Source organism: Helicobacter zhangjianzhongii, from assembly GCF_030249855.1.
GTDB classification, from domain to species: Bacteria; Campylobacterota; Campylobacteria; order Campylobacterales; family Helicobacteraceae; genus Helicobacter_B; species Helicobacter_B zhangjianzhongii.
The window spans coordinates 266,040-293,038 of the sequence record NZ_JANURN010000001.1; the positions used below are offsets into that span (position 1 = coordinate 266,040).

Annotated in this window: 21 protein-coding genes and 1 pseudogene; 19 read left to right on the forward strand and 3 right to left on the reverse strand. The window is 45.3% G+C overall.

The annotated features are described in order from the left end of the window. Positions 1-46 precede the first annotated feature (46 nt). The 4 genes from NYG90_RS01210 to hisIE all read left to right on the forward strand — a co-directional run bounded on the left by NYG90_RS01210 (position 47) and on the right by hisIE (position 4,290). The gene (locus NYG90_RS01210) at positions 47-1,399 is read left to right on the forward strand and encodes a DEAD/DEAH box helicase (RefSeq protein WP_350338532.1); all 1,353 of its coding nucleotides are present in this window, start codon (positions 47-49) and stop codon (positions 1,397-1,399) included. Further along, entirely contained in the window at positions 1,396-2,328 is a 933-nt protein-coding gene (locus tag NYG90_RS01215) for a branched-chain amino acid transaminase (protein ID WP_115011110.1), read from the forward strand. The genes NYG90_RS01210 and NYG90_RS01215 overlap by 4 nt, the downstream gene beginning before the upstream one ends. Positions 2,329-2,337: 9 nt before the next feature. Further along, the gene (locus NYG90_RS01220; protein ID WP_285256346.1) at positions 2,338-3,450 is read left to right on the forward strand and encodes a prohibitin family protein; all 1,113 of its coding nucleotides are present in this window, start codon (positions 2,338-2,340) and stop codon (positions 3,448-3,450) included. A 63-nt stretch (positions 3,451-3,513) separates the two neighbouring features. Further along, positions 3,514-4,290: a bifunctional phosphoribosyl-AMP cyclohydrolase/phosphoribosyl-ATP diphosphatase HisIE gene (hisIE, locus tag NYG90_RS01225; RefSeq protein ID WP_285256347.1), complete on the forward strand. Its 777-nt coding sequence runs from the start codon at positions 3,514-3,516 to the stop codon at positions 4,288-4,290. 24 nt (positions 4,291-4,314) lie between these two features. On the opposite strand, the gene NYG90_RS01230 is transcribed toward hisIE, so the two are convergent. Further along, positions 4,315-6,198 (reverse strand): dynamin family protein, encoded by a 1,884-nt coding sequence (locus tag NYG90_RS01230; RefSeq protein WP_285256348.1) that lies wholly within the window; start codon positions 6,196-6,198, stop codon positions 4,315-4,317. After that, positions 6,195-8,558, reverse strand: a complete 2,364-nt coding sequence (locus tag NYG90_RS01235) for a dynamin family protein (RefSeq protein WP_285256349.1) — start codon at positions 8,556-8,558, stop codon at positions 6,195-6,197. The genes NYG90_RS01230 and NYG90_RS01235 overlap by 4 nt, the downstream gene beginning before the upstream one ends. 96 nt (positions 8,559-8,654) lie before the next feature. Here NYG90_RS01235 and nhaA point away from each other — a divergent pair, with 96 nt between their 5' ends. The 13 genes and pseudogenes from nhaA to NYG90_RS01300 all read left to right on the forward strand — a co-directional run bounded on the left by nhaA (position 8,655) and on the right by NYG90_RS01300 (position 23,557). Then, positions 8,655-10,070 carry a Na+/H+ antiporter NhaA gene (gene nhaA / locus NYG90_RS01240; RefSeq protein WP_285256350.1) on the forward strand — a complete coding sequence of 472 codons (1,416 nt, stop codon included), beginning with the start codon at positions 8,655-8,657 and terminating at the stop codon, positions 10,068-10,070. A gap of 41 nt (positions 10,071-10,111) precedes the next feature. After that, entirely contained in the window at positions 10,112-10,405 is a 294-nt protein-coding gene (gene yajC / locus NYG90_RS01245) for a preprotein translocase subunit YajC (RefSeq protein ID WP_115011116.1), read from the forward strand. Positions 10,406-10,425: 20 nt separating this feature from the next. After that, positions 10,426-12,030: pseudogene (gene secD, locus NYG90_RS01250) on the forward strand (protein translocase subunit SecD); the annotation flags it as partial. A gap of 76 nt (positions 12,031-12,106) precedes the next feature. Next, entirely contained in the window at positions 12,107-13,072 is a 966-nt protein-coding gene (gene secF, locus NYG90_RS01255; RefSeq protein WP_285256351.1) for a protein translocase subunit SecF, read from the forward strand. Between the two features lie 106 nt (positions 13,073-13,178). Further along, positions 13,179-13,520: a DUF6394 family protein gene (locus tag NYG90_RS01260; RefSeq protein ID WP_115011119.1), complete on the forward strand. Its 342-nt coding sequence runs from the start codon at positions 13,179-13,181 to the stop codon at positions 13,518-13,520. Between the two features lie 8 nt (positions 13,521-13,528). Further along, the gene (gene leuS, locus NYG90_RS01265) at positions 13,529-15,961 is read left to right on the forward strand and encodes a leucine--tRNA ligase (RefSeq protein WP_285264581.1); all 2,433 of its coding nucleotides are present in this window, start codon (positions 13,529-13,531) and stop codon (positions 15,959-15,961) included. 30 nt (positions 15,962-15,991) lie between these two features. Then, positions 15,992-16,465 carry an LPS assembly lipoprotein LptE gene (gene lptE / locus NYG90_RS01270; RefSeq protein ID WP_285256353.1) on the forward strand — a complete coding sequence of 158 codons (474 nt, stop codon included), beginning with the start codon at positions 15,992-15,994 and terminating at the stop codon, positions 16,463-16,465. A gap of 44 nt (positions 16,466-16,509) precedes the next feature. Continuing rightward, on the forward strand, positions 16,510-17,688 hold the full coding sequence (locus NYG90_RS01275; protein ID WP_285264582.1) for a Mur ligase family protein: 1,179 nt from the start codon (positions 16,510-16,512) through the stop codon (positions 17,686-17,688). After that, the gene (locus NYG90_RS01280; protein ID WP_181814163.1) at positions 17,675-18,610 is read left to right on the forward strand and encodes a M23 family metallopeptidase; all 936 of its coding nucleotides are present in this window, start codon (positions 17,675-17,677) and stop codon (positions 18,608-18,610) included. The genes NYG90_RS01275 and NYG90_RS01280 overlap by 14 nt, the downstream gene beginning before the upstream one ends. Further along, positions 18,607-19,494, forward strand: a complete 888-nt coding sequence (locus tag NYG90_RS01285) for a M23 family metallopeptidase (RefSeq protein WP_285256356.1) — start codon at positions 18,607-18,609, stop codon at positions 19,492-19,494. The genes NYG90_RS01280 and NYG90_RS01285 overlap by 4 nt, the downstream gene beginning before the upstream one ends. Beyond that, on the forward strand, positions 19,452-19,853 hold the full coding sequence (locus tag NYG90_RS01290; protein ID WP_115011125.1) for a bactofilin family protein: 402 nt from the start codon (positions 19,452-19,454) through the stop codon (positions 19,851-19,853). The genes NYG90_RS01285 and NYG90_RS01290 overlap by 43 nt, the downstream gene beginning before the upstream one ends. Continuing rightward, complete coding sequence (gene mfd, locus NYG90_RS01295) at positions 19,831-22,902, forward strand: transcription-repair coupling factor (protein ID WP_285264583.1); 3,072 nt, start codon at positions 19,831-19,833, stop codon at positions 22,900-22,902. Before NYG90_RS01290 ends, mfd begins: the two co-directional genes overlap by 23 nt. A gap of 55 nt (positions 22,903-22,957) precedes the next feature. Further along, positions 22,958-23,557: a hypothetical protein gene (locus NYG90_RS01300; RefSeq protein WP_258552176.1), complete on the forward strand. Its 600-nt coding sequence runs from the start codon at positions 22,958-22,960 to the stop codon at positions 23,555-23,557. A gap of 15 nt (positions 23,558-23,572) precedes the next feature. Here the strand turns inward: NYG90_RS01300 and NYG90_RS01305 are convergent, their stop codons facing one another. Beyond that, entirely contained in the window at positions 23,573-24,115 is a 543-nt protein-coding gene (locus NYG90_RS01305) for a flagellar FLiS export co-chaperone (protein WP_285264584.1), read from the reverse strand. Between the two features lie 127 nt (positions 24,116-24,242). Between NYG90_RS01305 and NYG90_RS01310 the strand changes: the two genes are divergently transcribed. Together NYG90_RS01310 and NYG90_RS01315 are read left to right on the forward strand one after the other, a co-directional pair. Beyond that, a complete protein-coding gene (locus NYG90_RS01310) occupies positions 24,243-26,180 on the forward strand; it encodes a M99 family carboxypeptidase catalytic domain-containing protein (RefSeq protein WP_285264585.1) in 1,938 nt (645 codons plus the stop codon). Continuing rightward, positions 26,177-26,983: a DUF815 domain-containing protein gene (locus NYG90_RS01315; protein ID WP_285264586.1), complete on the forward strand. Its 807-nt coding sequence runs from the start codon at positions 26,177-26,179 to the stop codon at positions 26,981-26,983. Before NYG90_RS01310 ends, NYG90_RS01315 begins: the two co-directional genes overlap by 4 nt. Positions 26,984-26,999: the final 16 nt, after the last annotated feature.

Here is a 26,999-nt window from a genome sequence, read left to right on the forward strand (position 1 = left end):
TCAAAGTATAATTACGCCATTTTTGAGACTATAACAAAGATCCATAATGCAGCAATCACAAGAACCACAAGAACAAAACTTTAGTGATTTGGGGCTTAAACGCTCCGTATTAAGAGGTATAGAGTTAGCGGGATTTAGCGTGCCAAGCCCGATCCAAGCAGAAGCGATCCCGGCGATTTTGCAAGGAGGCGATCTCATCGCCCAAGCCCAAACAGGCACGGGCAAAACTGCCGCCTTTGTCCTACCTATCTTGCACAATCTCCGCAACAATGGCGAAGTAGAAGCCCTTGTCATCACGCCTACAAGAGAGCTTGCTATGCAAATTAGCGATGAGGCATTCAAGCTTGGTAAATTCTGCCGCACGCGCACGATTTGTGTCTATGGTGGGCAAAATATCAAGCACCAAATTAGCTTTTTAGACAAAAATCCGCAGATGATGATCGCTACTCCGGGCAGACTACTAGATCATTTGAAAAACAACCGCCTGCGCAATTTCGCGCCGCGCATTGTCGTGCTTGATGAGAGCGATGAAATGCTTGATATGGGATTTTTGGACGATATTGAAGAGATCTTTAGCTATCTGCCAAGCGAGATTCAAGTGCTGCTGTTTTCAGCGACTATGCCAAAGCCTATCCAAGAGCTTGCGGATAAAATCTTACTAAACCCCACCAAAATCAAAATCACCCCCACAGAAGTGGCAAACACCGATATTACGCAACGCTACTATGTCATCAATGATAATGAGCGCAATGAAGCCATTATCCGCCTGCTTGATACCCAAACCCCCACGCGCTCTATCATCTTTACTCGCACCAAAAAAGAAGCCGACACGCTAAACACTTTCCTTAACGCGCAGGGCTATGCATCTGTGGCATTGCACGGGGATTTAGACCAGCGCACAAGACGCGCGGCGATCACGGAGTTTAAGAATAAAAGCGTGCAGATCCTAGTCGCTACTGATGTGGCAAGTCGCGGGCTTGATATTAGCGATGTGAGCCATGTATTTAACTACCATATCCCGCTCAATCCAGAAAGCTATATCCACCGCATAGGGCGCACAGGACGCGCGGGGAAAAAGGGCGTGGCGATCACGCTTGTAAGCCCACTAGAGTATAAAGAGCTGCAAAGAATCCAAGAAGATGTCGGCAGCAAGCTAGAGCTATTTGAGCTGCCTGTAAATATTGCTAAAAAGCTTGATGACTTGCTAGCGACTAAGATTTCACAAGAAGCCATAGATACTTATAATCAGCTAAGTAGCCAAGCCGAGCCAGCCCAGCTGTGTTTAAAACTTTTGACACATTACTTAGAGCATAAGCGCACAAGTTTGCCGATGATGGAATCACCCGCGCGAGTGTATCGCACGACTAAATCCCATAACAAATCAAGGAAATCACGATGAAAGAATCAAGCTATATTTGGAAAAATGGCGAGCTTATCGCGTGGAAAGATGCCACCACGCATGTCTTAAGCCATACACTGCATTATGGCAACGCTGCCTTTGAAGGCACAAGGGCGTATATGACGCCTAAGGGCTTGGCGATTTTCCGCCTAAGAGAGCATTGCGCTAGGCTGCTACGATCGTGCAAGATTTTGCGCCTACATTGCCCTTATACACTAGAGGAGCTAGAAGCTGCACATATCGCGCTGCTTAAAGCAAATCGCGCGGACTTTTCTGGCAATGTTTATATCCGCCCGCTTGTGTATTTGGGCTATGGCGTTATGGGCGTGGCGCATATCAACGCCCCTGTGGAGACAATTATCGCGGCGTGGGAGTGGGGCGCGTATCTTGGCGAAGATGGCATAAATAATGGCATAAAGGTCAAAACCAGCTCCTTTGCGCGTAATCCTATCCGCTCTACTATGGGCAAAGCAAAGGCTGCTGCAAACTATCTCAACTCCCAAATGGCAAAATACGAAGCTTTGGCGTGCGGCTGTGATGAGGCATTGCTGCTTGATGAGCAGGGCTTTGTAGCAGAGGGAAGCGGGGAGTGTATATTTATCGTGCGAGATGGCAAGCTTATCACCCCACCGCACGACTATACACTAGAATCTATCACACAGGCTACGACTATCGAGCTTGCTAAAGACTTGGGGCTAGAGGTGCTAGAGCGGCATATCACGCGCGATGAGCTTTATGTAGCTGATGAGGCGTTTTTCACCGGGACGGCTGCGGAGATCACGCCCATTAGAGAGGTGGATTTTTATCCAATCGGCTCTGGTGGAGCTGGGCAGATCACCAAAGCCCTGCAAGCAGAATTTCACGCGCTAGTCAATGCGCAAAAAGACCAGAATCCAAAATATGCTAGCTATCTAACTTTCATTGATTAAGGACACACTATGCCAATAGATCTAAACGAGCATTTACGCAAGAAAAATCAAACCCCACCTAGAGATAATAACGATGATAAAGACACGCGCGATAATCGCCGTGGCACAGGAAGTAAGCGAGATGATAGCAGAAATAGGGGTGAAGGCAATACGCCACGCGATTTTCAGGGCTTTAATATCCCGCCAAATTTGGCTAGCAGCAAGATGGTTACGATTGTGATCGTTATCGTGGTGCTAGGGATTCTCTTTTTTATGGCGCGTCCATTTGTGATTGTCAATTCTGGGGAGACAGGGATTAAGGCTACTACGGGTCGCTATGATCCAAAGCCCCTTGAAGCTGGAATCCACTTTTTTATCCCCTTTGTGCAAAGTGTGATTATTGAAGATACAAAGGTGCGCGAGGTGAATTTCTCAAGGGCTGATGATATTTTGGTAGGGAAAAATCGCGGGATCTTTCGCAACAACGCCATTGACACAATGGATAGAGATGGCTTGCAAGTGCTTGTGGAGCTAACGGTCAAATATGTCCTAGATAGCACCAAAGCCCCAAAGACGATTGAGAAATGGGGGCTTTCGTGGCAGGAGAAAATCGTCTATCCTGCGATCCGTGATGTGGCATTAAGCGTGATTGGAAACTACCCTGCCCAAGAGCTGCCCGGCAAGCGCGGAGAGATCGCCCAGCTTATCAGCAGTGGGATTAAGGACAAAATCGAGCAGTATGAAGACCGCCCGGTTAATCTCGTCTCTGTGGAGCTGCGTGAAATCGTGCTGCCACCTAAGGTAAGAGAGCAGATAGAAGAGGTGCAAAACGCACGCCAAAAAGCCCAAAGACGCCAGCAAGAAGAAGAGGGCGAGGCTAGGGCAAATCGCATTAAAGCCCAAGGTGTGGCAGATGCCAAGCTCATTGAAGCAAAGGCGGTGGCAGAATCTAATCGCCTTGTAGGACAAAGCCTAAATAATCAGCTAATCCAGCTGCGCCAGATCGAGACACAGGGCAAGTTTAATGAAGCCTTGAAAGAAAACAAAGATACGCAGATTTTCTTGCTACCCGGTGGGGCTGTGCCAAATATTTGGGTCGATAGCAAAAATCCTAAGCAAAACGCCGCAGTATCTGACAAGTAAGGCAGTGGCAATCGCCCAAGGGTGGCAAGGACTTAAAGGCAGGATAAAGGGGTAGATCTATCTATGGTAGTAGATGAGATAGTAGCTAGGCTTGATTGGGGCAAATCTCCGCTAATGCCCGCTATCGTGCAGGACTCTAGCAGCAAAGAAGTGCTAATGCTAGCCTTTATGGATAAGCAGGCTCTAACACTCACACTAGAGAGTGGTTATATGCACTACTTTTCTCGCTCGAAAAATCGCATTTGGAAAAAGGGCGAGCGCAGCGGACATACGCAAAAGGTAGAATCCATCGCGCTAGATTGCGATAATGATGCCTTGCTTTTTATCATCACACAAGTGGGGGCGGCGTGCCACACAGGGCATAAAAGCTGCTTTTTTACTACGCTAGATTCTAGCTCCACAATCTTAGAACCCCAAACTTCCCCAGAATCCACCTTTTTAACCACTTTAAAATCTAGCCCCCTAGAACCCACTTTTGCGCCCTCTTCGCCTAATGATCCCTCCCAAGTCTATGGCATTCAAGCCTATGACATTATGGATACGCTTTATCACGCGCTTTTAGAGCGCAAGGGCGCACCAGAATCTAGCTCTTACACTGCTAGTTTGTATGCAAAAGGTGTCAATGGCTTTGGCAAAAAGATCATTGAAGAAGCAGGAGAAGTCGTGCTAGCGTTAAAAGATAAAGATTCTGCGCAGATTGTCTATGAATGTGCGGATTTACTCTACCATATCCTTGTGGGGCTAGCCTACTATAATATCCACCCAGAGCAAGTGCTAGCCGAGCTGCAAAGGCGTTTTGGGCTTAGTGGGCTAGAGGAGAAAGCCCAGCGCAAAGCCTAATACACATCGCCTATTTTCATCGCACTAGGCTTGATTGTTAAGCTTATCTTTGGTGTCTTGTAGGATTTGTGTGTATTCTTGCAGGGTATTTTTATATGGGGCGATATGCATAGCAGCATTCTTGGCATTGTCCATATATGCTTGACTTAAGCCCCATAAGGTCTTTTTATACAAAGCATTGTGGAGAGAGAGCTTGTCTTGAAATGTGAGAAAATGCAGAGCATTATTCAAGCTATCGCGGATATTTTCTAGCGTGGGAGTGAAAAGCGCGAAGTCTTTTGGGGATTGCTTGTGCTTTTGCAAAGCGTAGTTGATTGTGTTATCTAGGGTGTTTAGCGTTAGCATTATGGCATTTGGGTAGTTTAGGGTAAGGAGTGTTTTTAGCGTATCAAGCTCGCTTTGGAGAGTGCATAGAGCTTTGGCATTTTGTGCTTGGAGTGATGAGGTAATAGTGTGGCACAAAGCCAGCCAAGAGTCTTTAAGCTTTGGGCATTGATTAAGCCCAAGCGTGCTACTTTGCGTGCAAAAAGTCTTCATCTCATTGTCTAAAAACTCGCCCACATTCTTCCCAAACGCGCTTATTTGCAAGCCTAGTGTGCGGCAATCTAGCAAGAAGCGATTTTCTTCACTATGGAGCTTGCTTATAATCGTGTCTTTGGGGATTATGGTGGCTTGGAAAGTTTGAGACTGCGTATTTTGCATACCTAGGATATTTTTGCTTGTGATAGATAGGGTGAAATCTTTGGATTCTAGCTGGGAAAAGATGTATTGCGCAAGGCTTTCTAGTGTGCTGTCATAGCGCGTGAAAAAGGCGTTAAACTGCTTCTCTAAGCCACTTTGCAGGGCATTAAATCGTAGCGTGCTATCAAGTCGCTCTAGCATTTGTAGATACGCGCTAGTGGATTCTAGGGCTTGGTGTATCTCTGCTAGACTTTGGGTAAGGACTTCTTGCAAAGAGCGGATAAGCTTGCTAGATTGCAGCTCTTTGGCATTGCTAGCTAGCGCGGTGATAAACTCTAGCACAGCAGAGAAATTTGCTTGGCTATATAGAGTGCTAGATTCTAGTGGTGTTTGTGTCTGCTCTGCCATTTGCATAGCCTTTAGGGCATTTTTGGCAGAGATAGCAATAATCTCGCTAAAACACCCGCTAAAGGCGGATTTGGCGTATTCTAGGCTTGTTTGGACTTCATCATCATTGGCTAGGCGATCTTTTTGGTTTAGCACACAAAGGGATTTAGAGAGATAACGCTTGATGTGGGATTCTATAATGTCTTTTTCACTTTGCTTGCCGACATTATCGATCAAAGAGAGCCAGATGATCCCATCGACACGCGATAAGATCGCATTAGTCGTGTCAGTGTCTATGGCATTTTGCGAGTTGAAGCCGGGGGTATCAAGCAGGCTTATGGAGCGAAGCAGGGGGTTTGGGGCGTAGAGGACAAACTCGCGGATCTGGAGATTTTCTAGCTCATCTAGTGTGTGGAGAAACTCTAGCGGCTTTGTGGCAGATCTGCCATCATTGTAGATAGCCTCTAGGCTGTATGTGCCGCCATAGCAAATCGTGCAGACTTTTGAGGTTATAGGCGTGATCCCACTAGGCAGGATCGCACGCCCTATAATGGCATTAAGAAAAGTGCTCTTCCCGCTAGAAAACTGCCCTACAACAGCTATGGATATAGGCTCATCAAGGCTTTTTTCAAGGGTGTTTAATGTGCTACTGCGCTCTTTGGTGAGTGTGTCTGTGCGACTTAGGGCATAGCGTGTGAGCTGGATAGCTTGGCTTAGAGGATTGGCACTAGCAGTGAGCAAGCACTCTTGGATAAAGGATTCTAGTAGTGTGGGAGAATCTAGGGCTATATGCGCTTGTGTGGGTTGCATTGCTTGGGGGGTGGTGTTTGTAGAGATCATCGCAGAGCCTTAAGGATCATTTGCACTTCATTGTGCAGGGATTGGATCGTTGCAAAAGTGGATTCTAGGGCTTGTATATCACTTGGGCTAGATTGCTTGGCTAGGGTGGATTCTAGTGTGGAGAGATTGTGGGCGATCATCTCTTGCAGGGCATTTTCTTGTGCTTTGGTATAGGCTGCTAGGCTTTGCTCTAATAAGCCTTGTATGCGTGTATTTTCTTGTGTGAGCAAGTGGGTAAAATCTCCTAGCTGTGTGCGCAAAAGCTCTTGCAAGCTGGCGCGAAGCTTTTCTTGGGAGTTTTTGCTGTGTGCGTTATTAAGCTCTAGCACGGCTAGGGCTAGGGTGCTAGCTAGGGTGGTGATTGCAGCAGAGTTATCCGGGTGGGTTATGATGGGCATTGCTAGGGGTGTATCTAGGGGCAAAGAGGCATTAGTAGAGAGTGTGAGCTCATTGAGCGTGCGTAGCTTCTTGGCGACTTTGTATTTGTATTCACGCATAAGATCGTGGTAGCTATCTTGCAGGCTTTGGTTGATTATGGATTCTACGCGTTCTTTGCTTGGCTTTGCGTTTTTGGCGTATTCATAGATAGCATCATCATAAAGCTGGGTAAAAAGCCTTTGTATATGGGCGTTTAAGTGGGCATTGATAAGTGATAGTAGCTCGTGCAAATACTGCATAAAATCGCTTGCCAATGTCTCTAGCTGTTTGTGGGCTTTGTGCATTGACTCTTTTAGCTTTTCATTTTTATCTCGCAATTCTTGTGCTATTTTGTGTCTATCTTCACTATTTGCTTGCATTATGCGCTGTTGTAGCTCTATATTTTGCCTTGCTGTATCTAGCTCAAGTAGCACTCCCCTATACGCGCTATATAGCAAGTCTCTTTGCTTGGGTGCATTATCGCCAAAGAGCATAGATTCTAGGTAGGCTTGCACTTTGGGCAGTCCTGTTTGCTCTAGTGTAAAGCCCTGTGCTTGTGCTTTAGCGATGATGTCTTTATCATCTGTTTTATACCCTAGGGCAAAAAGTGAAGAAACAGGGATAAAGTCAATACTATCTAGCAAGGCTTGTATATCGCCATCATAGCGTGCTTTTTGCAGCTCTTGTTGTAGGCTTTGGCGGGTGTAGTTTAGGCTAGATTCTAGCTCTTTGCCACTAAGCAAATCCGCACGCGTTAGCACTACAAGTATCCTTGCTAAATGCCCACCAATGAGCGATTCTAAGATAAAGTCCATATCCTTTTGCGTAGCCGCACAGCTTGCATTCATCACATAAATAAGCATATCACACTGCTGGATATAGGATTTTGTAAGCTCTTCACGGATACGCACAGGATCATCAAGCCCGGGTGTATCGACAATCTCGACATTATTTTGCAAGAATGCCAGCGGTAGGGCGAGCTTTACCTGCTTGACTAAAGAGTAGAATCCACTTTTGTGGTTGGCTGAAGTGTAGTGGGCTAGCTCTTCACAGGCTATGGCTTTTTGCCCCATTTCTAGCAAGGCTTTTTGCTCATTTGTGAGTGTATCGCTGCTTTTATGCTGGGCAAGCTCTTGCGGGGTGAAAAACTCCACTTCCGCACACTCACTTTGCCCATAGTGCAAGATAGTAAGCGCGGCGGTCTCTGGGATTGTGGAGGTGCCTAGCACACTCTTGCCTAATAGTGCGTTTAAAAAGCTGCTTTTCCCCGCACTTAGCACACCGGCTACACCGATAGAAAAGCCCTTGTTTTGGAGCTTTGCCTTGGCTGTGTCAAGGGCTGGTTTTGTATGTGGGATGGCGGATTCTAGTGCGCTAGCAATGCTGCTAAACTCATCTTCTAAAGCCTTGGTAGAGATATTGCGCGAAGTGGATTCTAGGCTAGGGGCGATCTTTTTATCCTGTGAGAAACATATCTCTAGCATTGTAAAAAGTCTTTTTGCTCGTTGTATATCACATAAGCCTGTGGCGATAATATGGCGCATAAGCTCTAGGCTCTCTTGGATTCTTTTAGGCGACTCACAGGCTAAAATAGCGCATTGCAAAGCTTGCATAGCCACTAGAGAATCGCTAGTAAGATTGCTTGCACAAAGCATAGAATCTAATGCCTGCATAATGTGTGTAAATGTCTGTGTCTGCTTATATCGTGCGAAGTTGCTAGAATCTATTGATAAAACAATCGCCATAGCTTGGGGCGGGATTTGCCCTACAACACTAGCAAGCCTATAAGCATACTCAAGGAGTGCTTCAAGCGTTGCAGGCGTCCCGTGTGTGCTAGAGCTAGAGAGTATATCTTGCCAAAATGCTTGCAAAAGCTCCTGCCTAGCACAAGAGAGATCTGCATAAGATTGCAGAGCGGATAGGGATTGCGTTGTTGTGTGCATATATGGACTTTGTTTTAGGGATTTGCGCGAGATTTTACCAAAAAACACTTGCAAAATATTGTTATAATCTCGCCATTTTATTTTCAAGGGGTGTGTATGCAGCCAACAGAGCGGAATCTAGAGAAGCTAGGATTGCGAGATGTGTTTGTCAATTTTTTAAAAAGTGAAGCATTTGGGGGGGTGTTTTTGTTTTTCGCAGCGGTGCTTGCGATGATTATGGCAAACTCCCCTTTAAGCGAAGCGTATTTTAACTTTTGGCATATGAAGCTAGGTGTAGAGATACAAGGGCTTATGCATCCATTTCCGTTTTTAGCGCATCTTGGCGCACAAGGAGAAGATGGCAGTATATTTATCGGCTTTAGTATGCATCATTGGATTAGCGATGTGCTTATGGCGTTGTTTTTCTTAATGGTGGGGCTAGAGATTAAGCGCGAGGTGCTTTTTGGCGAGCTAGCAAGTGTGAAAAAGGCGTTATTCCCAGCTCTTGCGGCAGTTGGCGGTATGCTTATCCCCGGAGCGATTTACTTTGGGCTAAATGCCGGCACACCTTCAGCACACGGCTTTGGAATCCCTATGGCGACAGATATTGCCTTTGCTCTTGGGGTGATAATGCTCCTTAAATCGCGCGTGCCTATGGCGTTGAAGGTCTTTTTGGTAACGCTTGCAGTGGTTGATGATCTAGGGGCGATTGTGGTGATCGCGCTGTTTTATACAAGCACTTTGAATTATGCGTATTTAGGCTTGGCAGCGGTGCTTATTTGTGTGCTTATCGCGCTTAATAAGTGTGGCGTTAGAGCGTTAGCTCCGTATTTGTGTGTGGGTGTGGTGCTGTGGTTTGCCGTGCATAATAGCGGGATCCACGCGACTATTTCTGCTGTGGCTTTGGCGTTTTGTATCCCTGTGCGCCCTAAATTTGATCTGCAAGATTTCACGCCGTATGTCGGCACGATGGTAGATAATTTTGTCCGTAGCAAGAGCGATGAGCAGGTGTTTTTAAATGAATCTCAAGTAAGAAGCCTCCGTGATATGCGTGAGACTATCGCACAAGTGCAAAGCCCACTTGGGCGACTAGAACGCACCTTGCACCCGTGGAGTGCGTATTGCATTATGCCGCTATTTGGCTTTGCCAATGCGGGTGTGCGGCTTGATGATGGCATAGATTTTAGCGCGCTTTTGGGATTTGATCATATATTTTTAGGCGTGGTTTTAGGACTGCTTATCGGTAAGCCTTTGGGGATTTTCCTTATCACATTTTTATGTGAGAAATTAGGCATTGCCTCGCGTCCTAGTGGGATTACTTGGGGTGAGATTCTAGGGGCTGGTATGCTAGCAGGGATTGGCTTTACGATGTCGATTTTTGTATCCGAGCTTGCGTTTAAGGGTGTGGAGAATGCCGAGCAAGCAGCAGAGATCTCTAAAATCGCCATTCTTAGCGGCTCGCTTATGTCGGGTATTATTGGCGCGGCTTTTTTGCTCCTAGTCGCAAAAATAAAGGATAAAGTAAATAAATAGGCGTTATAATGCGCCCCTAATTTATGCATAAGGATGTCTCTATGGGTAGTAATGCTAATGAGCTTTTTGTCTCTCTTTTGCCTCTTATTGTGCTTTTTGCTGTGTTTTACTTCTTTCTTATCCGTCCCCAGCGCGTGCAAGCTAAACGCCACAAAGAAATGCTAGAAGGATTGAAAAAGGGCGATAAAGTCGTAAGCTCTGGGGGATTTATTTGTGAGATCATCAAAGTAGAAGGGCTGTTTTTTAGCGTGCGATTAAGTGATGAGAGCACTGCTAGGCTTTCTAGGGATTTTGTCGCCTATAAATATGATGATACACAAGCTACGCAATCATAGCTACTACATTAGATAATTAGATGAAACTCTTTCAGCCGAGATTCCTTGTCTTTTTGGGGGCTTTGTGTTTTGGCTTGGTGTTTAGTGTGCCAAGCTTTTTTGACACTAAGGGCTATAAAATCACATTAGGGCTTGATTTGCAAGGCGGCTTGCAGCTCTTGCTTGGTGTGGATACAGATGCGGCAATTACCGCGCGCTACTCTTCTATCGCTTCTGCCATAGAGTATGAAGCAGGCAAAAAGCAGATTCTACTCTCTCCTGTGCAAGCCCAAGAGAGCAGCGTGCAGTTTGATTTGATCGATTCTACTGAGGCTAGCGAGCTTGAAATCTTGCTCAAATCTTTGCGCGGTATCGCCTATGAAGCCCAAGAATACCACTACACCATTATCCTTACCCAGCAAGAGCGAGATGAAGTGCGCAAGCAGGCTATCGCTCAAGCGATCACAACTATCCGCAACCGCCTAAATGAATTTGGGCTCGGCGAGCCTAGCGTAACACAACAAGGGCGAGAGCAGATTCTAGTAGAATTGCCCGGGATCAAAAACACCAAGCAAGAGCAGCGCGTGCGTGATCTTATCTCTAAGGCAGCATTTTTGCAGATGATGGCAGTCGATGAAGATCGCGTGAGCCGCGTGTATGCTATGAGTGATTTTGAAGCACAAGGCTTTAGTGATGTGATTTTGCCCTTTGCAGAATCCACCAAAGAAGCCCAAAGTGCTATGGCTAGGGGCGAGGGCGTGCCAAAGCTTTTGCTAAAGGCGACAGCTATTTTAGATGGCTCTATGATAAGCGATGCACGCGTAGCGTATGATGAAAACCACCGCCCTGTGGTGGCATTTGAGCTAAACGCACAAGGGGCAAAGCGATTTGCTGATTTTTCAAGTGCTAGCATAGGTAAGCGTATGGCAATCGTGCTAGATAGCAAGATTTACTCCGCGCCTGTGATTCGCGCTAGGATTGCTTCAAGCGGGCAAATTAGTGGGGATTTCACAGAAGAGGAAGCCACAGATCTAGCGATCACTTTGCGAAGCGGGGCATTGCCTGTGCCACTCTCTGTGCTAGAAAAGCGCAGTGTGGGTCCTAGTCTAGGATCTGATAGTATCCGTGCTTCAATGCTCGCACTCATTGGTGGCTTTGTGCTGGTAGTGGGCTTTATGATCGTGTATTACGCGCTAGCAGGGGTTATCGCTTCTTGCGCGCTTGTGGTAAATCTCTTGCTGATTATTGCGGTTATGGCAATCTTTGGTGCGACATTGACACTGCCCGGTATGGCAGGGATCGTGCTAACAGTCGGGGTAGCCGTTGATGCAAATATCATCATCAATGAAAGAATCCGCGAAGCCTTGCGTGCTGGAGAGTCGATCGCGCGGGCGATCCAAGTAGGCTATATCAATGCCTCTCGCGCGATTTTTGACTCTAATATCACCTCTCTTATCGCTTCATTTTTGCTCTATGCCTATGGCACAGGCGCGATCCAAGGCTTTGCTATCACTACAGGGATTGGGATTTTAGCTTCTATCATCACAGCCATCATCGGCACACACGGGATCTATGAAGTCTTGCTCCCTAGACTTAGCAAGACAAAATCAATGAAGCTGTGGTTTGGCGTGTCTTATCCTGCTGTGAAGTCAGCTATGCACGCTACTAAGCCAAAAGCAAGCATTAAATCCGCGCCCAAAGGAGTCAAAGGAGAGCAAAATAATGGAAATTTTTAAACAAGTGCGCCTTATTGATTTTGTGAAATACTCTAATTATGGGCTATGGCTTAGTGTCGCGCTATTGGCAGTGGCGGTGTTTTTGTTTATCAAGCCCGGCTTTACTGCGGGGATTGATTTTGCTGGGGGGAGTAGTGCGCAGCTACGCTATGAGGGCAAAGCTCCCATTGAGCAAGTGCGAGCGTTGCTAGAGCCTGTGTTTAAAGGAGTGCAGGTAAGCGAGTTTGACTCTGCGCAAGAATTGCTTGTCAAAATCCCCAATAACGCCGAGCTTGAAGGGCGCAATCTCGCCCCTATGCTAGAATCCACCTTAGCCCCAAGTGGCAGCTTTGAGATCCGCAAGCTAGACTCTGTGGGGGCGAAAGTCGGCGCAGAGCTTAAGGAAAAGGGCATTGTCTCACTGCTATTAGCATTTATCGCGATGATGGTGTATGTGAGCTTCCGCTATGAGTGGAGGTTTGCTCTGGCTGGGATTTTGGCATTGATACACGATGTGATCATCACTGCTGCAAGTGTTGTGATTTTTGATATTGATGTAAATTTGGAAGTTGTAGCAGCACTGCTTACTTTGATAGGATATTCGATCAATGATACCATTATCATCTTTGATAGAATCCGTGAAAAAATGCTCAATGATAAGACAAATGATATTGCCCTTGTTATCAATGAAGCTATTTCTCACACGCTTTCACGCACGCTGCTCACTTCACTTACGGTGTTTTTTGTCGTGCTGACTTTGTATGTCTTTGGTGGGTCGATTATTGTGGGATTCTCCTTGCCTATGCTTGTGGGGGTGATTGTAGGGACTTATAGCTCAATGTTTCTTGCCCCAAAGCTTGCGATACTGCTAGGCTTTGATATAGAAAAGTATCATAACAAAGAGCTAGAAAAGCAAAAGCGCGCAAAAGAGAGAGCTAGAATCCGCCAGCAGTATGAGGGCGGACGGGTCTAGAGGGAGTGTGGAAGTGAGTTACTGTGTGGTTATGAGAGATTCAGGTGTCTTTAGAAAAAGCCGACACCCACAAAACAAAAAGTGGATTCTAGAATAAGGAGCTAGTATGGACTGGGGTAAAGTCATTTTTATTTTTTTCACACTAAGCAGTGCGACTTCTACGGCAGGCTTTTTGTATGCGCCGGATTTGACGATTTTGTTTGTCGCTATTGCGCTAAATCTTATCGCCACGACCTTGAAAATCGGCGTGCGTAAAAGGCTCTCATCAGAGCTGTTTGCTAGCTCGATTGTCGCGGATCTGCATTTGTTGCCAGCATTTGGTGTGTTGCAAGTGTTTCATAACGAAAAGCTAGCCTATGTCTTTGTGCTAGGCGCGCTTATGGCAAATATCTTCTCGCTTATTTTGATTCTCATTGAGAGTGCGCAGAAGCAAGATGTGGATTTCTAGGATCGTGTATGCGTAGCTATAATCCAAAAACCATAGAAAAAAAGTGGCAGCAGCATTGGGCGGAGACAGGGGTATTTGAGCCAGAGTGGGATTCTAACAAGCCTAAAAAATATATCCTAAGTATGTTTCCCTACCCAAGTGGCGCGATCCATATGGGGCATGTGCGTAACTACTGCATAGGCGATGCGCTAGCAAGGTATTATCGCAATCGTGGCTTTAATGTCTTGCACCCTATCGGCTTTGACGCCTTTGGTATGCCAGCAGAAAATGCCGCTATCAAGCACAAGCTTCACCCAAAATCTTGGACTTATGACAATATGAATGCTATGCGTGCGGAGTTTCGCGCTTTGGGCTTATCTTTTTCAGCACAGCAGGATTTGGCGACTTGTGATCCTATTTATACAAAATGGGAGCAAGAATTTTTCATAGAAATGTGGGAAAAGGGGCTTATATACCGCAAAAAAGCCTTGCTAAATTGGTGTCCTAAGGATCTTACCGTGCTAGCAAATGAGCAGGTGATCGATGGTAAGTGCTGGCGATGTGATACGCAAGTTGTGCAAAAAGAAATGGAGCAATACTACATAAAAATCACTGATTATGCAGAAGAGCTGCTTGAAGATTTACAGACTTTAGAGGGCAAATGGTCGCCACAAGTGCTGCTTATGCAGAAAAATTGGATCGGTAAGTCCCACGGGCTGCAGTTTGGACTCTCCCTAGAATCTAGTGCCAAAGAGCGCAGTGGGATAGAGAGTCTTGAAGTTTTTACCACGCGCCCGGATACGATTTTTGGCGTTACTTATTGTGCTATTGCACCAGAGCATCCGTTGGTGCAAGCAGTCTTTGCCACTTTGGATACGCAAGCTAAAGAGAGTATCATAGCTATGCAAAATACTAGTGCCAAAGATCGCGCCATCGCGCCAAAGCAGGGCGTGGATTTGGGGGTTAAGGTGATTCACCCGCTTACAGATGAGCTACTGCCTGTGTGGGTGGCAAATTTCGTGCTTATGGATTATGGATCTGGGGCGGTGATGAGTGTGCCAGCACACGATGAAAGAGATTTTGACTTTGCTAAGAAGTATGGGCTGCCTATCAAGCAAGCCTTGCAGACGCAAAATCCCCTGCCTTGTAGCGATGATGGGGCAATGCTAGAAGGGGCGTTTAAGGGGCTTAGTGGTGATGAAGCTAGGCAGGCAATGATTAAGCATTTTGAGCAAAATGGACTTGGCAGGGGCGTGGTGCAATATCGCTTGCGTGATTGGGGAGTGTCTAGGCAGAGATATTGGGGTGCGCCTATTCCTATCGTGCATTGTGATGATTGTGGGGCTGTGCCAGAGAGATTAGAAAATCTCCCTATAACACTGCCAGAAGAAGTAGCAATCACCGGCGAGGGCAATCCACTTGCTAGCCACTCTAGCTTTATGCACGCTCTTTGTCCTAAGTGTGGCAAGCAGGCTAGGCGAGAGAGCGATACGATGGATACTTTTGTAGAATCTAGCTGGTATTTTCTGCGCTATGCCACGCGGCGTGATAAGTGGGAGCAGTGTGGCATTGATACAAAGAGCGTGGCGTATTGGCTGCAGGTTGATGAGTATATCGGCGGGATTGAGCACGCGATTTTACATTTGCTGTATGCACGCTTTTTTACCAAAGTGTTGCGCGATTTGGGCTATCATAGCTTCAATGAGCCTTTTGCCCATTTGCTTACACAAGGAATGGTGCTAAAAGATGGCGCGAAAATGGCAAAATCTAAGGGCAATGTTGTCAATCCTAAGGATATTTTACACGCGTATGGCGCAGATACAGCGCGGCTGTTTATCCTCTTTGCTGCTCCACCTATCAAAGAGCTTGAGTGGAATGATAATGGCGTAGAAGGGGCAAATCGCTTTATCCGCCGCTTGTATGAGAGAGCGCAAAATGCCTACCCTACTAAAGAGACCCCGCGCATTGATGGAAGCAAGCTAGATTCTACGCAAAAGCTCGCACGCAAAAAGCTTTATGAAGCCTTGCAAAAAAGCCAAGAAGTTTTCACCAAACGGCAGAATAATTATAATTTTAATACACTCATTGCCTCTTGTATGGAGGCTTTCAATGCCCTAAATGCGCAGGATAATCCAGATATTTGGACAGAGGGGTATTTCATTTTGCTGTCCATTTTAGAGCCTATTATCCCACATATTTGCTGGGAGCTTAGTGAGGAGCTTTTTGGTCTAGCAAACTTTGGCGAGATAAAAGTGGATTCTAGTGTGTTTGCTAGTGATGAGATGATCTATGCTGTTACTATCAATGGCAAAAAGCGTGCAGAAATTAGCGTGCAAACAAGTGCGCAAAAGCCCCAAATCATCGAGCAAGCAAAGCAAGCTGCACAAAAATGGCTGCTTGGGACAACTATCAAAAAAGAAGTCTTTGTCCCAAATAAACTTGTAAATTTCGTGGTGGTGTGAGTGTATAGACTTATCGCTCTAGTGGCTATAATGCTCGCACTTACAAGCTGTGGCTATGTCCCTTCAGCCACCTATGCGCAAAAAGCCTTAGGCGAGAGAGTTTATGTGGAGCTAAAGGTCAATCTCCCCAACCCAGAAAACTCTGTCGAGCTTAAAGACCTTATGAATAAAATCATCATCTCTCGCTTTCAAATTCGCGTCTCTAGCAAAGAAGATGCCGATAGTATCATCACAGTAGCGATCAACAAAATCGTAGATACAACTTTCGCCCTAAGCAGTAGCGCATTTACGACTTACTATCGTGTGAATGCGTATGTAACTTATACTTATGACAACAAAAAAGGCACAAAAAGGACCTTTGATGGCAGTGGGTATTATGACTACAATGTCTCACTAGATAATCCACTTACGACATACAACAACCGCTACTACGCGATCAATCAAGCCTTCACGCAAACAGTGGATCAATTTGTCGCGCAAATTTCCTTTGATGGGCAAAAATAGCACGATAGGCACAAAAATGGAGATGATATGGAGCAAAAGCCGTTATGGATTCTCGTGGATCTAGGCTCACTTGGCACGCGTATTTAGAATCTAAAGGCGCGGAGTATGCGGCATTTGATCCATCTCGTATGCCTAAAATCTTTGCTGCTTTGGATTGCAAGCTCCCAAAACACATCATTCAAATTTTAGGCACAAATGGCAAGGGCAGCACGGGGCGGTTTATCGCACTTGGGCTTTTGGCGCAAGGCTACAAGGTGCTGCATTTTACCTCTCCACATTTGCATAGATTTAATGAGCGATTTTATAAAAATGGGTGCATAGTGAGCGATGATGAGCTAGAAGCGGCGCATAGGGCTTTGCAAGAATATAGCTGTGTCCAGCAGGCAAGCTATTTTGAGTATGCGACTTTGCTAGCTCTAGTGCTGGCACAAGATTGTGAGTATTTTGTATGCGAGGCGGGGCTTGGCGGGGAGTTTGACTCTACAAGTGTGCTAAAAGAATATGTGGAGCTAAGTGTTTTCACACCTATTTCTTATGATCATACAGAGTTTTTAGGCAATAGTATAGAATCTATTGCTACCACAAAGCTAAAGGCTATGAGCAAGCGTGCGTTCCTAGCTCCACAAACCTACAAAGAAGTAGAATCTATTGCTCAATCTATTGCTAAAAAAGTGGATTCTACATTGACAATACTTACTAAAGACATCATACACTCTTGCCTAAAAGCCCCAGAGATACAAGCATATATGCGGGATTTCGCGCCATTTTTGCAGGAGAACTTCGCTGTGGCTGTGTGTGTGCTTGCTGCTTTGGGAGTTGATGATTTGTCTAATATGCCTAGATTTGACCTACCAGCTAGGGCGCAAAAAATCGCGCCAAATGTGATGATCGATGTAGGACACAATGCCGAGTGTGCGCGTGCCATAGCGCAAATTCTTGGTAAAAAACGCATAAATCTTGTGTATAATACTTTTTCTCAAAAGGATGTGCGCGAGATATTGAGTATCTTAAAGCCCAATATCGATCAATTACTAATCTGCCCTATCACACATACTAGAGCCATACCCGAAGATGAGCTATTAGCGGTTTGCGCTGAGCTTGGGATCGCACATAAGGCTTTTGTGCTTGATTGCTCTTTGTTGCAAGATGAGAAAGAGTATGTGGTGTTTGGGTCATTTAGCGTGGCAGAAGCTTTTTTGGAGATGTGGAATGCAAGAGGATAGACTTGTTTTTTCGATTGTTGATGAGAAGGGATCTAGGCAGTTTTCTCTCCCTAGAAATGTAACCAAGCTTGTCGCAATCGGTGCTGTTATAGTGCTAGGACTATTTTTGCTAAGCTTTGTTGCGATGTATTTTCTTATGCATCAAGTCAATGATATTGCCAAACAAAAAAGCGATGCTATCGCACAATACCACTCAATCTACCAGAAAAACGCCTTGCTTAGAAATGCCATTAGAGAGCGCACTGATGAGCTAGAAGTGGTAAATTCTAAAATCGATAAGCTAGAGGATATTGTAAGTATTAAGCGCAATATCACTAGGCAGCCCCAAATCACAAAAGTCGATTTACAAAATATCAGCAATACACATAAACTCTTGCTTCTTAGACTTATCCCCAATGGTGATCCGCTTAAAACTTTCACAAGCAAGCATTTAACCGCAGAGCGGTTGCATCCACTGCGCAATGTAAGTGGGGTTGAGGGGGCTATGGATTACATCGCGCCAAAGGCTACTCCTGTGTATGCCACAGCAGATGGCGTGGTTGTGCTTGTGCAAAACAACGGCAAAACAGGGCTTGGTAATGTGATCAAGCTCACACACTCTTTTGGATTCTCATCAGTCTATGCACACCTTGATACGCTCACGATCAATAAGGGTGATTTCGTGCAAAAGGGGCAAATCATCGGTTACAGCGGCAGTAGTGGTCGCTCTAATGGAGAGAGGTTGTATTATGAAGTGGGATTTTTAGGGACATCGCTTAATCCCGCTACCTATGCGAGCTGGAATTTTGAGAATTTTGATGCGATTTTTCAAAAAGAAGATGGCATTGATTGGAAAAATCTTGTATGGGCGATTGAAGATATTGCCAAGCTACAAACATTGCGCGTAAGCTCTAGCGAGAAGCTCAAAAAAGAGTCTTTATGATATTTGACCAACGCCTTGTGCTTATGATCACCCATAAGGATGGGAGTAAGTATGTCAATGTCAATATGATTTTTCGCCAGATCACTTTATATGTCCTGCTCTTTTTTCTTAGTGTGGTGTTTTTTATCGCGGTGGCAATTGGCGTGTTTCGATCTGAAATTGCTGATATTAACGCCAAAACTTCGCTCATTGAAGAGCGCAATGAGACAATGCTGCTTGGCAATGCGATTTTAAACGATGAGATCAATCAACGCTTGCAAGAAATCTCCATAGCAAGCGATAAAATCGACAACCTTGAAAATGTCATTGGTGTGAATAATATGCCAAATGAGAATCTAGTCGATCGCGTGGATATAGCAAGTATCACAGGTGTGCAAAAAGCGTTTTTTATGAAGTTTATCCCTAATGGCTATCCGCTTGAGTCTTTTTCTAGTATCACAGATCCTTATGGCACGCGTCTGCACCCGGTGCTAAAAGTCGTGCGTCAGCATACAGGCACGGATTTTGGAGCAAGGATTGGCACTTCTGTGTATGCCACAGCTGATGGCGTGGTGGATTGGGCGGATTCTGGCTGGAATGGTGGATATGGAAAATTAGTAAAGATTACCCATTCATTTGGCTTTAAAACTTATTATGCTCATCTCAATGAGGTTTTAATCAAAGCAGGCTCATTTGTGAAAAAGGGGCAGCTCATAGCCAAAACGGGGAATTCTGGCGTTAGCACAGGTCCGCATTTGCACTATGAGGTGCGGTTTTTAGAAAAGCCTATCGATCCTATGAATTTTGCTAGGTGGGATATGAAGAACTTTGATTCAATTTTTACAAAAGAAAGGAGTATTGCATGGCAATCTTTACTAGCGACGATAAACAACCTAATGGATTAGGGCAAAAGCCCGGAGCTGCGACTATCATCGCACAAGGGACAAAAATAAAGGGCGAGATCGATACAGACTGCCACTTGCACATTGATGGCGAAATTGAGGGCAGTATCCGCTCAAAAAGCACGGTAATGATCGGCAAAAGCGGCTTTGTCAATGGCGAAGTCTATGCCAATAAGCTTATAGTAAGTGGCAAGCTTAAGGGCTTGACAGAGAGCGAGAGCGTGGAGATCGCTTCACTTGGGCGATTTGAGGGCGTGATAACTTCTACAGAGCTTGTGATCGAGAAAAAAGGCGTGTTCATAGGAGAAAGTAAAATTAAAGGGCAAGCAGCCCCAAAGAATGCTCCAAGCAAATCTCTATAGAATCCTTATAGACACATCACCTGCACGGGTGATTTTGTGTAAGGATTATGAAGAAGCTTTAAGTGCTTATCAAGTCGCGCTCTATACATATAGCGCAAAGCTCTCTACTAAACGCCCGCTGCTTTGCAAGGAAATGCGCCTACGAGTGGGCGATGATGTGCGAAGCTTTTTTATCGAATTTGTGGAGAATCTAGCCCAGCTTCGTGCATTTTATGCTGATGAAAACACACTTCTAATCACACCCATCTCTTCACTTATATATCCACTGCCATCGCAGAAATACTGCCAGAATCTTAGGCTTGCAGTAGGGAAAGACTATCGACTTCAAGAGCTTAAAGACACATTGATCCGCTATGGATATGAGAGTGTTGATATGATAGAAATGGAGGGAGAGGTGAGCTTCCGCGGGGATATTGTTGATATTTATCCCCCACTTAGTAAGCCCTATCGCATTAGCTTTTTTGGTGATGAGTGTGAAGAGATTAGTGTATTTAGCATAGAAACACAGCTTAAAGAGCAAGCTAGAGAAGATAGCCTTACTATACCGCCTGCTCTTTTTAGCTTGGATTGTGGTGAGTATGAGCGATTGTGCGAGGCGGTGGAGGAGAGTGATTATCAAGTGATGAGCAAAGATATGCTCTCTCTAGGGCTTTGGTATTTGCCACATAGAGAGCTGCTCCCTGCTAGCTACCCTAGTATTTTGACTACAAATGCTGCTAGAGAGCTAGCAGAGATCGTATCTGTGGATCGCGGAGACGCCCTAGAATCCACTTGTGCAGAGCTGGATTCTAGGGCGCAGGATTTTTGGCAGCAAGTGCTTGTGCATATCGCAGAATCTAGAGAGGATTCTATGCAAATGCCTGCAATCTTACAAGAGCTAGAATCCTATCGCGATGTCGAGTTTCATTTAGAAGCATTAGAAGCACTGCTAGCCCACCACGCAAGCAAGCGCACCACAATTATAGTGCGCAGCAAAAGTGAGCTAGCTGCCATAAGTGCAAAGATTGTGGATTCTAGCAATATTGTAGAATCTAGCGCGGTTGTGCATATTAGCACGCCTGATGAGTTGATATTAAGCCTAGAATCCACTTTTACACATAGTGCTGCTAAACGACCCAAACGCCCTAAATTTGCCCTAGATGAGCTAAATATCGGTGAATATGTCGTGCATAGTGAGTATGGTATAGGGATTTTCAAAGGTATCGTGCAGAATACTATCCTAGGCGTTACGCGTGATTTTATCCATATCCAATATTTTGGCGAGGATAAGCTTCTGCTCCCTGTGGAAAATCTCCACACAATTGATCGCTACATTGCTGCAAGTGGCTCTATCCCGGTGATTGATCGACTTGGTAAAGGAAGCTTTGCAAGACTTAAGGCAAAGGCTAGAGACAAGCTCTTTGCCATAGCGGATTCTATCATCAAGCTTGCTGCTACACGCAATTTGCTGCAAGGTAGCGTGATTGATACCAAAGCCCCGGAGCTAGCTGTATTCCAGCATAGTGCGGGCTTTGGGCTAACCCCTGATCAAAGCAAAGCCATAGAATCCATTTTTAGCGATCTTGCAAGTGGGCGCGTGATGGATAGGCTGCTAAGTGGCGATGTGGGCTTTGGCAAGACAGAAGTAGCGATGAATGCAATCTATGCTGTGTGTAGAAGCGGCTATCAATGCGCGCTTATCGTGCCTACAACACTTCTTAGCGCGCAGCATTTTGCCACACTATCCAAACGCTTTGCGCCCTTTGGGATACAAGTTGGTCGATATGATCGCTATCTTAGTGCCAAAGAGAAACGCGAGGTCGCAGAGAGCTTGAAAAATGGCAAGATTTCTGTGGTGGTTGGCACGCATAGTCTCTTTGGCGCGGAGTTTAGCAAGCTTGGGTTGGTGGTCGTTGATGAAGAGCATAAATTTGGCGTGAAGCAAAAGGAGAGTTTAAAGCAGCTAAGCACAAATGTCCATATCCTAAGTATGTCTGCTACACCAATCCCTCGCACACTCAATATGGCTCTATCTCACATAAAGGGTATGAGTCGCCTAGATACACCGCCCACTTCGCGCAAGGATTCTCGCACATTTATCAAGCATAAAAGCGATGCCTTGCTCAAAGAAATTATCCAGCGAGAGCTGCGCCGTGGCGGGCAGGTGTTTTATCTCTATAACAATATCGCATCTATGCCTGCTATTTATAAGCATTTGCAAGAGCTTTTTCCGGAGCTTGCCATAGCTATGCTGCATTCTCAAGTCAATGCTAGTGAGAGCGAGCAGATAATGTATGAGTTTGCCTGTGGAAAATATCAAATGCTACTTTGCACTGCCATTATTGAATCAGGCATTCACCTCCCCAATGCCAATACCATAATCATCGATGGGGCAGATCGCTTTGGGCTAGCGGATTTACACCAGCTAAGAGGGCGAGTAGGGCGAGGCGATAAGGAGGGGTTTTGCTACTTTTTGATTGAATCAATGGAGAGTATCACAGAAGATGCGGGCAAAAGACTCCTTGCTTTAGAGCGAAACTCCTACCTAGGCTCTGGGGCTAGTATCGCTTATCACGATTTAGAGATTAGAGGGGGTGGGAATCTCATCGGCGAGTCCCAAAGCGGGCATATTAAAAATATCGGCTTTAGCTTGTATTTGAAGCTTTTAGAAGATGCGCTTGCTACTTTGAGTAATCAGCCAAGTGCCATAGAGCATAGCCTAGATTTGCGTTTAAATATCAGCGCGTATTTAAGCCCAGATCTCATCACCAGCGACTCCCTGCGCCTAGAGCTTTATCGCCGCTTATCGCTTGCTAAAGAAGTGCGTGAAGTCATAGATATAGAAGATGAAATCCGCGACCGATTTGGCGCACTAGATACACTAAGCCAGAACTTTATCCAGCTTATTATCATAAAGATTCTAGCCACCAAAAAGCGCATTAAATCCATTTTGCATTTTGGGCAAAATATCCAAATCACCCTAGAATCCTTAGAAAAGCACAGTATAAAAGCTCCAACTACTGATGATGATTGCGTGCTTGAGAGCTTGCTTGCCTACTTGCGTAGCTAGATTTCACAATGCCTTTATCTAGACTCTCTATAATCACGCAAAAAGGAGTCGCCAAATGACTAGCGCAACAAAGCCTACCAAGATGATTAGCAAAAAGACTTGGATGAAAATCCACACATATTTGAGCTTATTTTTTCTGCCATTTGCACTGATTTATGCGATAACAGGTGTTGGATATATTTTTGATCTGCGGCAGGATTTTGGCGCGAAAGTCTTTGAGCTAGAGCTAGAATCTATGCCCAAAAAAGGCGAAGAGCAAAACTTGCTACTTGAGCTTTTAGCCAAACATCATCTAAAAATCCCACCAAATACGGAAGTGAAGCTTATCAAGGGCAATCCTAGCATTGGCAATGTGGCATATAGCGCGACAATCAGTAGGGGCAAAGATGGGAAGCCTACCTTTAGGGTGGTGGAGAGAAGCTGGTATGGGGTTTTGCTGCTTATGCATAAATCTAGTGGAAGCAAGTTTGAGCTAGGGTCGTTTAAATTTTCTGCATTTGATATATTGGCGATAGGCTTTGGCATATCGCTTTTACTATTTTATCTATCTGGCTTGATTGTTACTTCCTTTTGCAAGCGCGATAGAGTCGTGAGCTTTGCTATTTTGGGAGGTGGGGTTATTGTGTGTGTTTGTGCGATTTATGTGAGCCTCTAGCCCACAGATAATCGCTTATTGTTTGGATAAAAAGACCGAGGGATCAAAGTGCTCAAAATCCACGCCCGTGTCTGTGTGCTTGGCTTTGCCAAATAAACTCTCATCACAAATCGCCTGCGACAATGTGCTTAGTGTCTGTGTGATCTCGCTAGATTTATCCTGGATATAGCCGATAAACCCAGCAAAATCTCCGCGCTCTAGCAGTGGCATAGGCGATGGATTTTCAAACTCTATACTCTGTGTGCCGACTTTGGCACTAAGCATAGAGTCAAACAGCTCATTACCCATAAATTTACACTGCGCTACTTGCTCGTTGATTTGATAGATGATTAGGTGATCTTGCACCTCATCATTGCCCAAGCCATTGGCAGAATCTAGCATTTTTTTATAAGTGTGTTTAAGCACTTGAAGCGCACCTGTTAGTTCATTGGCACTTTTTATATCCTCGCCAAAATTTTGGATCCTTTGAGTTTTGCACAAGGGGATTTGCATTTTTTGAGTTAGTCCAAACTCTCCTACATACTTTTTAAAGGTTTCTAATATGTCTTTTTGCTGCATAGCACACTCCTAAGTGGTTTAGGGTAGGTGAAGCATTTTTTGTTCCCTAAAGTGTTGTGGCGATATATGGGGCTTGGCTTTGTAAGATTTTGTTATAATCACAGCTATTTTTTTATCAAGGATAGCGATGCGGTTTGTTTGGCTTTGGGTTTGTTTTGCGGCGGTGCTTTGTGCAAAGACATTGCGCCCTATTGATTTTGAGATTGTCAAAAAAGAGGTATCAAAATCCCCTACATTATTGATCATTGGAGGGATACAAGGCGATGAGCCCGGCGGCTTTAATGCGACAAATATTTTTCTCAATCACTACACGATCAAAAATGGCAGCGTCTGGGTAGTCCCTGTGCTAAATCCACATTCTATGCTACTAAATCATCGTGGAATCTATGATGATATGAATCGCAAGTTTGCACTCATCAACCCAAACGATCCTGAAAAGCCCTTGATAGAGCATATCAAAAGTGTCATCAAAGAAGACCAAGTCCAAGCTGTGCTGCATTTACACGATGGGAGTGGGTATTATCGCCCAAGCTTTGAAAGCACACTTGCTAATCCAAATCGCTGGGGAAACTGCACGGTGATCGATCAAGTTACCTTAGAGGGCGTGAAATTTGGCGAGCTAGAATCTATCGCAAACGCAATGATCGCGCATATCAACGCACATTTACTAGCCCCAATCCACCGCTATCATTTGCACAACACCCAAACTGCTGAAAAAGACAAAGAAATGCAAAAAGCCCTGACCTTTTATGCGATCAATCAAGGCAAGCCCGGCTATGCCAATGAAGCGAGCAAGGAGCTTAATGTCGCCCAGCGCGTGTATTATCATTTGCTAGCTATTGACGCGCTTTTGACACAAATGGGCATAGAGTTTGAGCGGGATTTCACGCTAAGCCCACAAAATGTGCAAAAAGCCATCAAAGATCGCTCCCAGACCTTTGCCCTTGAAAATCTCCCTGAAATGCCACTTTTTGGCTTGCGTCCTGTGCTTGCTAGCTTCCCTATCCCTAAAGGCAAAAAAGCTAGTGAAATCACCATCATTTCAAACAACAAGATTCTAGGGCTTTTGCCTAGGGATAATACACTAGTGCTGAAATATGGCAATAATGTGATGACCAAAATCCTCCCCAAACGCGTGGAGCTCTATCAAGGATCAATCAAGCCCCTAGAATCCACAATCGACAAGCAAGCACGAAAAATCTCTGTGGGCGAGCGCGTGCAAATAGCGCGTGAGATAAGCCTACCTAGCACAATAACACTTGATGATAAGCACACGATGCACCTGCGCGTGGTGGGGCTTGTAGGGAAGGATCCTAGCCACATCACAAAGGCTTCTCTCAACCAAAATGCGAGCCTTGATACAGCCGGCAAGCTCTATCGCGCAGAAATCTATATCCAAGAGAAGCTAGAGCCTAGCAATACGCAAGAAAAAGTGGATTCTAGCAAAGATCATAAAGAGGATCTAGACTTTGCTACTGCACTTCCGCGCGTGCGTGTAAATGTCAATCTAGCCAATATCCGCACGCAAGCAAAAGTGGATTCTAGTGTCGCTGGTATGGTGCGATGGGGGAGGGAGCTAGAGGTGCTTGATAGCATAGAATCCACACAGGGCAAGTGGCTCAAGGTGCGCTATATTTATACAAGCGGCACACAGGGGCGTGAGGTTGTAGGCTATATCCTTGCAAGCCTTACAAAGCCAAATAATAGCTCCAAGATAGCGCAAGTGCGTGTCAATCTAGCACATATCCGCCAAGAGCCAAGTATCAATGCCAATATCGTGGCAAAAGCACCACGCGGGAGAGTGATGGAGGTGCGATCTACCACAACAGGGCTAGATTCTACGCAAAATGCCAATACAGAGCAATGGGCGCAAATCCATTATGTTTATAGTGCTAATGGATTAAAGCGCGAGATCAATGGCTATATCCTTGCAAGCTTGCTTGAGCCATTAGAATCTAGTAAGCCACAAGCTCCTAGTGTGCCAAAGCCCAAAGCCCAAAGAGCCTATAAAGAATACTTTGGCGGTATGATATTGCTTGATTTTGCCAATAACAATGCGCAATGATACTAGAATCCACAAAATCACCATTTAAAGTGCTAGAAAATGCGGAGTGGCACACATATAGAGCCTACATAATCCGCACCTTTGCAGGGGAATTTTGCTTGCGTGCAATTATGGATTTTGGAGAGATGCCTAGGCTTGTTGGTATTGAGAGTCAAGCTAGGGTGCTGCAAGAAAATACCTCGGCGTTTTTAGCTGGGAAGCAGGCGTTGCACGCGCTGTTGTTTGGGGCTAGGGGCTGTGGCAAAAGCTCTTTAATCAAGGCGACCTTGCTACCCTATTTGCTAGATTCTAGCTCGCCTTTGCGTGTGCTAGAGCTTGATAGCAAGGATATTTGCTTGCTGCCTTTGGTGTTTGATAGCCTGCGTGATTTGCCATATCGCTTTATTGTCTTTTGCGATGATATAGCATTCAATCAAGGCGATCCAAGCTACAAAAGCCTAAAAAGCACTTTGCAAGGCTCGCTTGAAGCAAGGGCTAGCAATATCTTGCTCTATGCTACCTCTAATCTCCGCAGACTGCTAGAATCCACTTCCTTGCGTGCAGGCAGTAGCCTTCCCCCAAGCAATGAGCTAGTCCAAGAAGAGCTGGCTTTAAGCGAGCGATTTGGCTTGCAGATTGGATTCTATGATATTGGCACACAAGAATATCTAGCACATATCGCACGGCTTTTAGATGATGAAACGATTTTGCTAGAAGCAAGCCCTGTGCGACAGAGCGCGCTTAATTTTGCTGCTAAAATCGGTGGCAGAAATGCGCGTATAGCTGAAGAGTTTGCCATAGCGTGGCGCAACAAAAGCCTATAAAACTAGAATCCAAAAA

What these genes read in the sequence shown, in the direction of transcription:
- NYG90_RS01290 (WP_115011125.1), top strand. Translation starts at nt 19,452, where the DNA reads ATGGCAATCTTTACTAGCGACGATAAACAACCTAATGGATTAGGGCAA.
- NYG90_RS01305 (WP_285264584.1), bottom strand. Translation starts at nt 24,115, where the DNA reads ATGCAGCAAAAAGACATATTAGAAACCTTTAAAAAGTATGTAGGAGAG.
- NYG90_RS01220 (WP_285256346.1), top strand. Translation starts at nt 2,338, where the DNA reads ATGCCAATAGATCTAAACGAGCATTTACGCAAGAAAAATCAAACCCCA.
- NYG90_RS01310 (WP_285264585.1), top strand. Translation starts at nt 24,243, where the DNA reads ATGCGGTTTGTTTGGCTTTGGGTTTGTTTTGCGGCGGTGCTTTGTGCA.
- lptE (WP_285256353.1), top strand. Translation starts at nt 15,992, where the DNA reads ATGCTCGCACTTACAAGCTGTGGCTATGTCCCTTCAGCCACCTATGCG.
- NYG90_RS01210 (WP_350338532.1), top strand. Translation starts at nt 47, where the DNA reads ATGCAGCAATCACAAGAACCACAAGAACAAAACTTTAGTGATTTGGGG.
- NYG90_RS01215 (WP_115011110.1), top strand. Translation starts at nt 1,396, where the DNA reads ATGAAAGAATCAAGCTATATTTGGAAAAATGGCGAGCTTATCGCGTGG.
- NYG90_RS01260 (WP_115011119.1), top strand. Translation starts at nt 13,179, where the DNA reads ATGGACTGGGGTAAAGTCATTTTTATTTTTTTCACACTAAGCAGTGCG.
- mfd (WP_285264583.1), top strand. Translation starts at nt 19,831, where the DNA reads ATGCTCCAAGCAAATCTCTATAGAATCCTTATAGACACATCACCTGCA.
- NYG90_RS01315 (WP_285264586.1), top strand. Translation starts at nt 26,177, where the DNA reads ATGATACTAGAATCCACAAAATCACCATTTAAAGTGCTAGAAAATGCG.
- NYG90_RS01285 (WP_285256356.1), top strand. Translation starts at nt 18,607, where the DNA reads ATGATATTTGACCAACGCCTTGTGCTTATGATCACCCATAAGGATGGG.
- NYG90_RS01230 (WP_285256348.1), bottom strand. Translation starts at nt 6,198, where the DNA reads ATGATCTCTACAAACACCACCCCCCAAGCAATGCAACCCACACAAGCG.
- hisIE (WP_285256347.1), top strand. Translation starts at nt 3,514, where the DNA reads ATGGTAGTAGATGAGATAGTAGCTAGGCTTGATTGGGGCAAATCTCCG.
- NYG90_RS01300 (WP_258552176.1), top strand. Translation starts at nt 22,958, where the DNA reads ATGACTAGCGCAACAAAGCCTACCAAGATGATTAGCAAAAAGACTTGG.
- NYG90_RS01275 (WP_285264582.1), top strand. Translation starts at nt 16,510, where the DNA reads ATGGATTCTCGTGGATCTAGGCTCACTTGGCACGCGTATTTAGAATCT.
- leuS (WP_285264581.1), top strand. Translation starts at nt 13,529, where the DNA reads ATGCGTAGCTATAATCCAAAAACCATAGAAAAAAAGTGGCAGCAGCAT.
- NYG90_RS01235 (WP_285256349.1), bottom strand. Translation starts at nt 8,558, where the DNA reads ATGCACACAACAACGCAATCCCTATCCGCTCTGCAATCTTATGCAGAT.
- nhaA (WP_285256350.1), top strand. Translation starts at nt 8,655, where the DNA reads ATGCAGCCAACAGAGCGGAATCTAGAGAAGCTAGGATTGCGAGATGTG.
- yajC (WP_115011116.1), top strand. Translation starts at nt 10,112, where the DNA reads ATGGGTAGTAATGCTAATGAGCTTTTTGTCTCTCTTTTGCCTCTTATT.
- secF (WP_285256351.1), top strand. Translation starts at nt 12,107, where the DNA reads ATGGAAATTTTTAAACAAGTGCGCCTTATTGATTTTGTGAAATACTCT.
- NYG90_RS01280 (WP_181814163.1), top strand. Translation starts at nt 17,675, where the DNA reads ATGCAAGAGGATAGACTTGTTTTTTCGATTGTTGATGAGAAGGGATCT.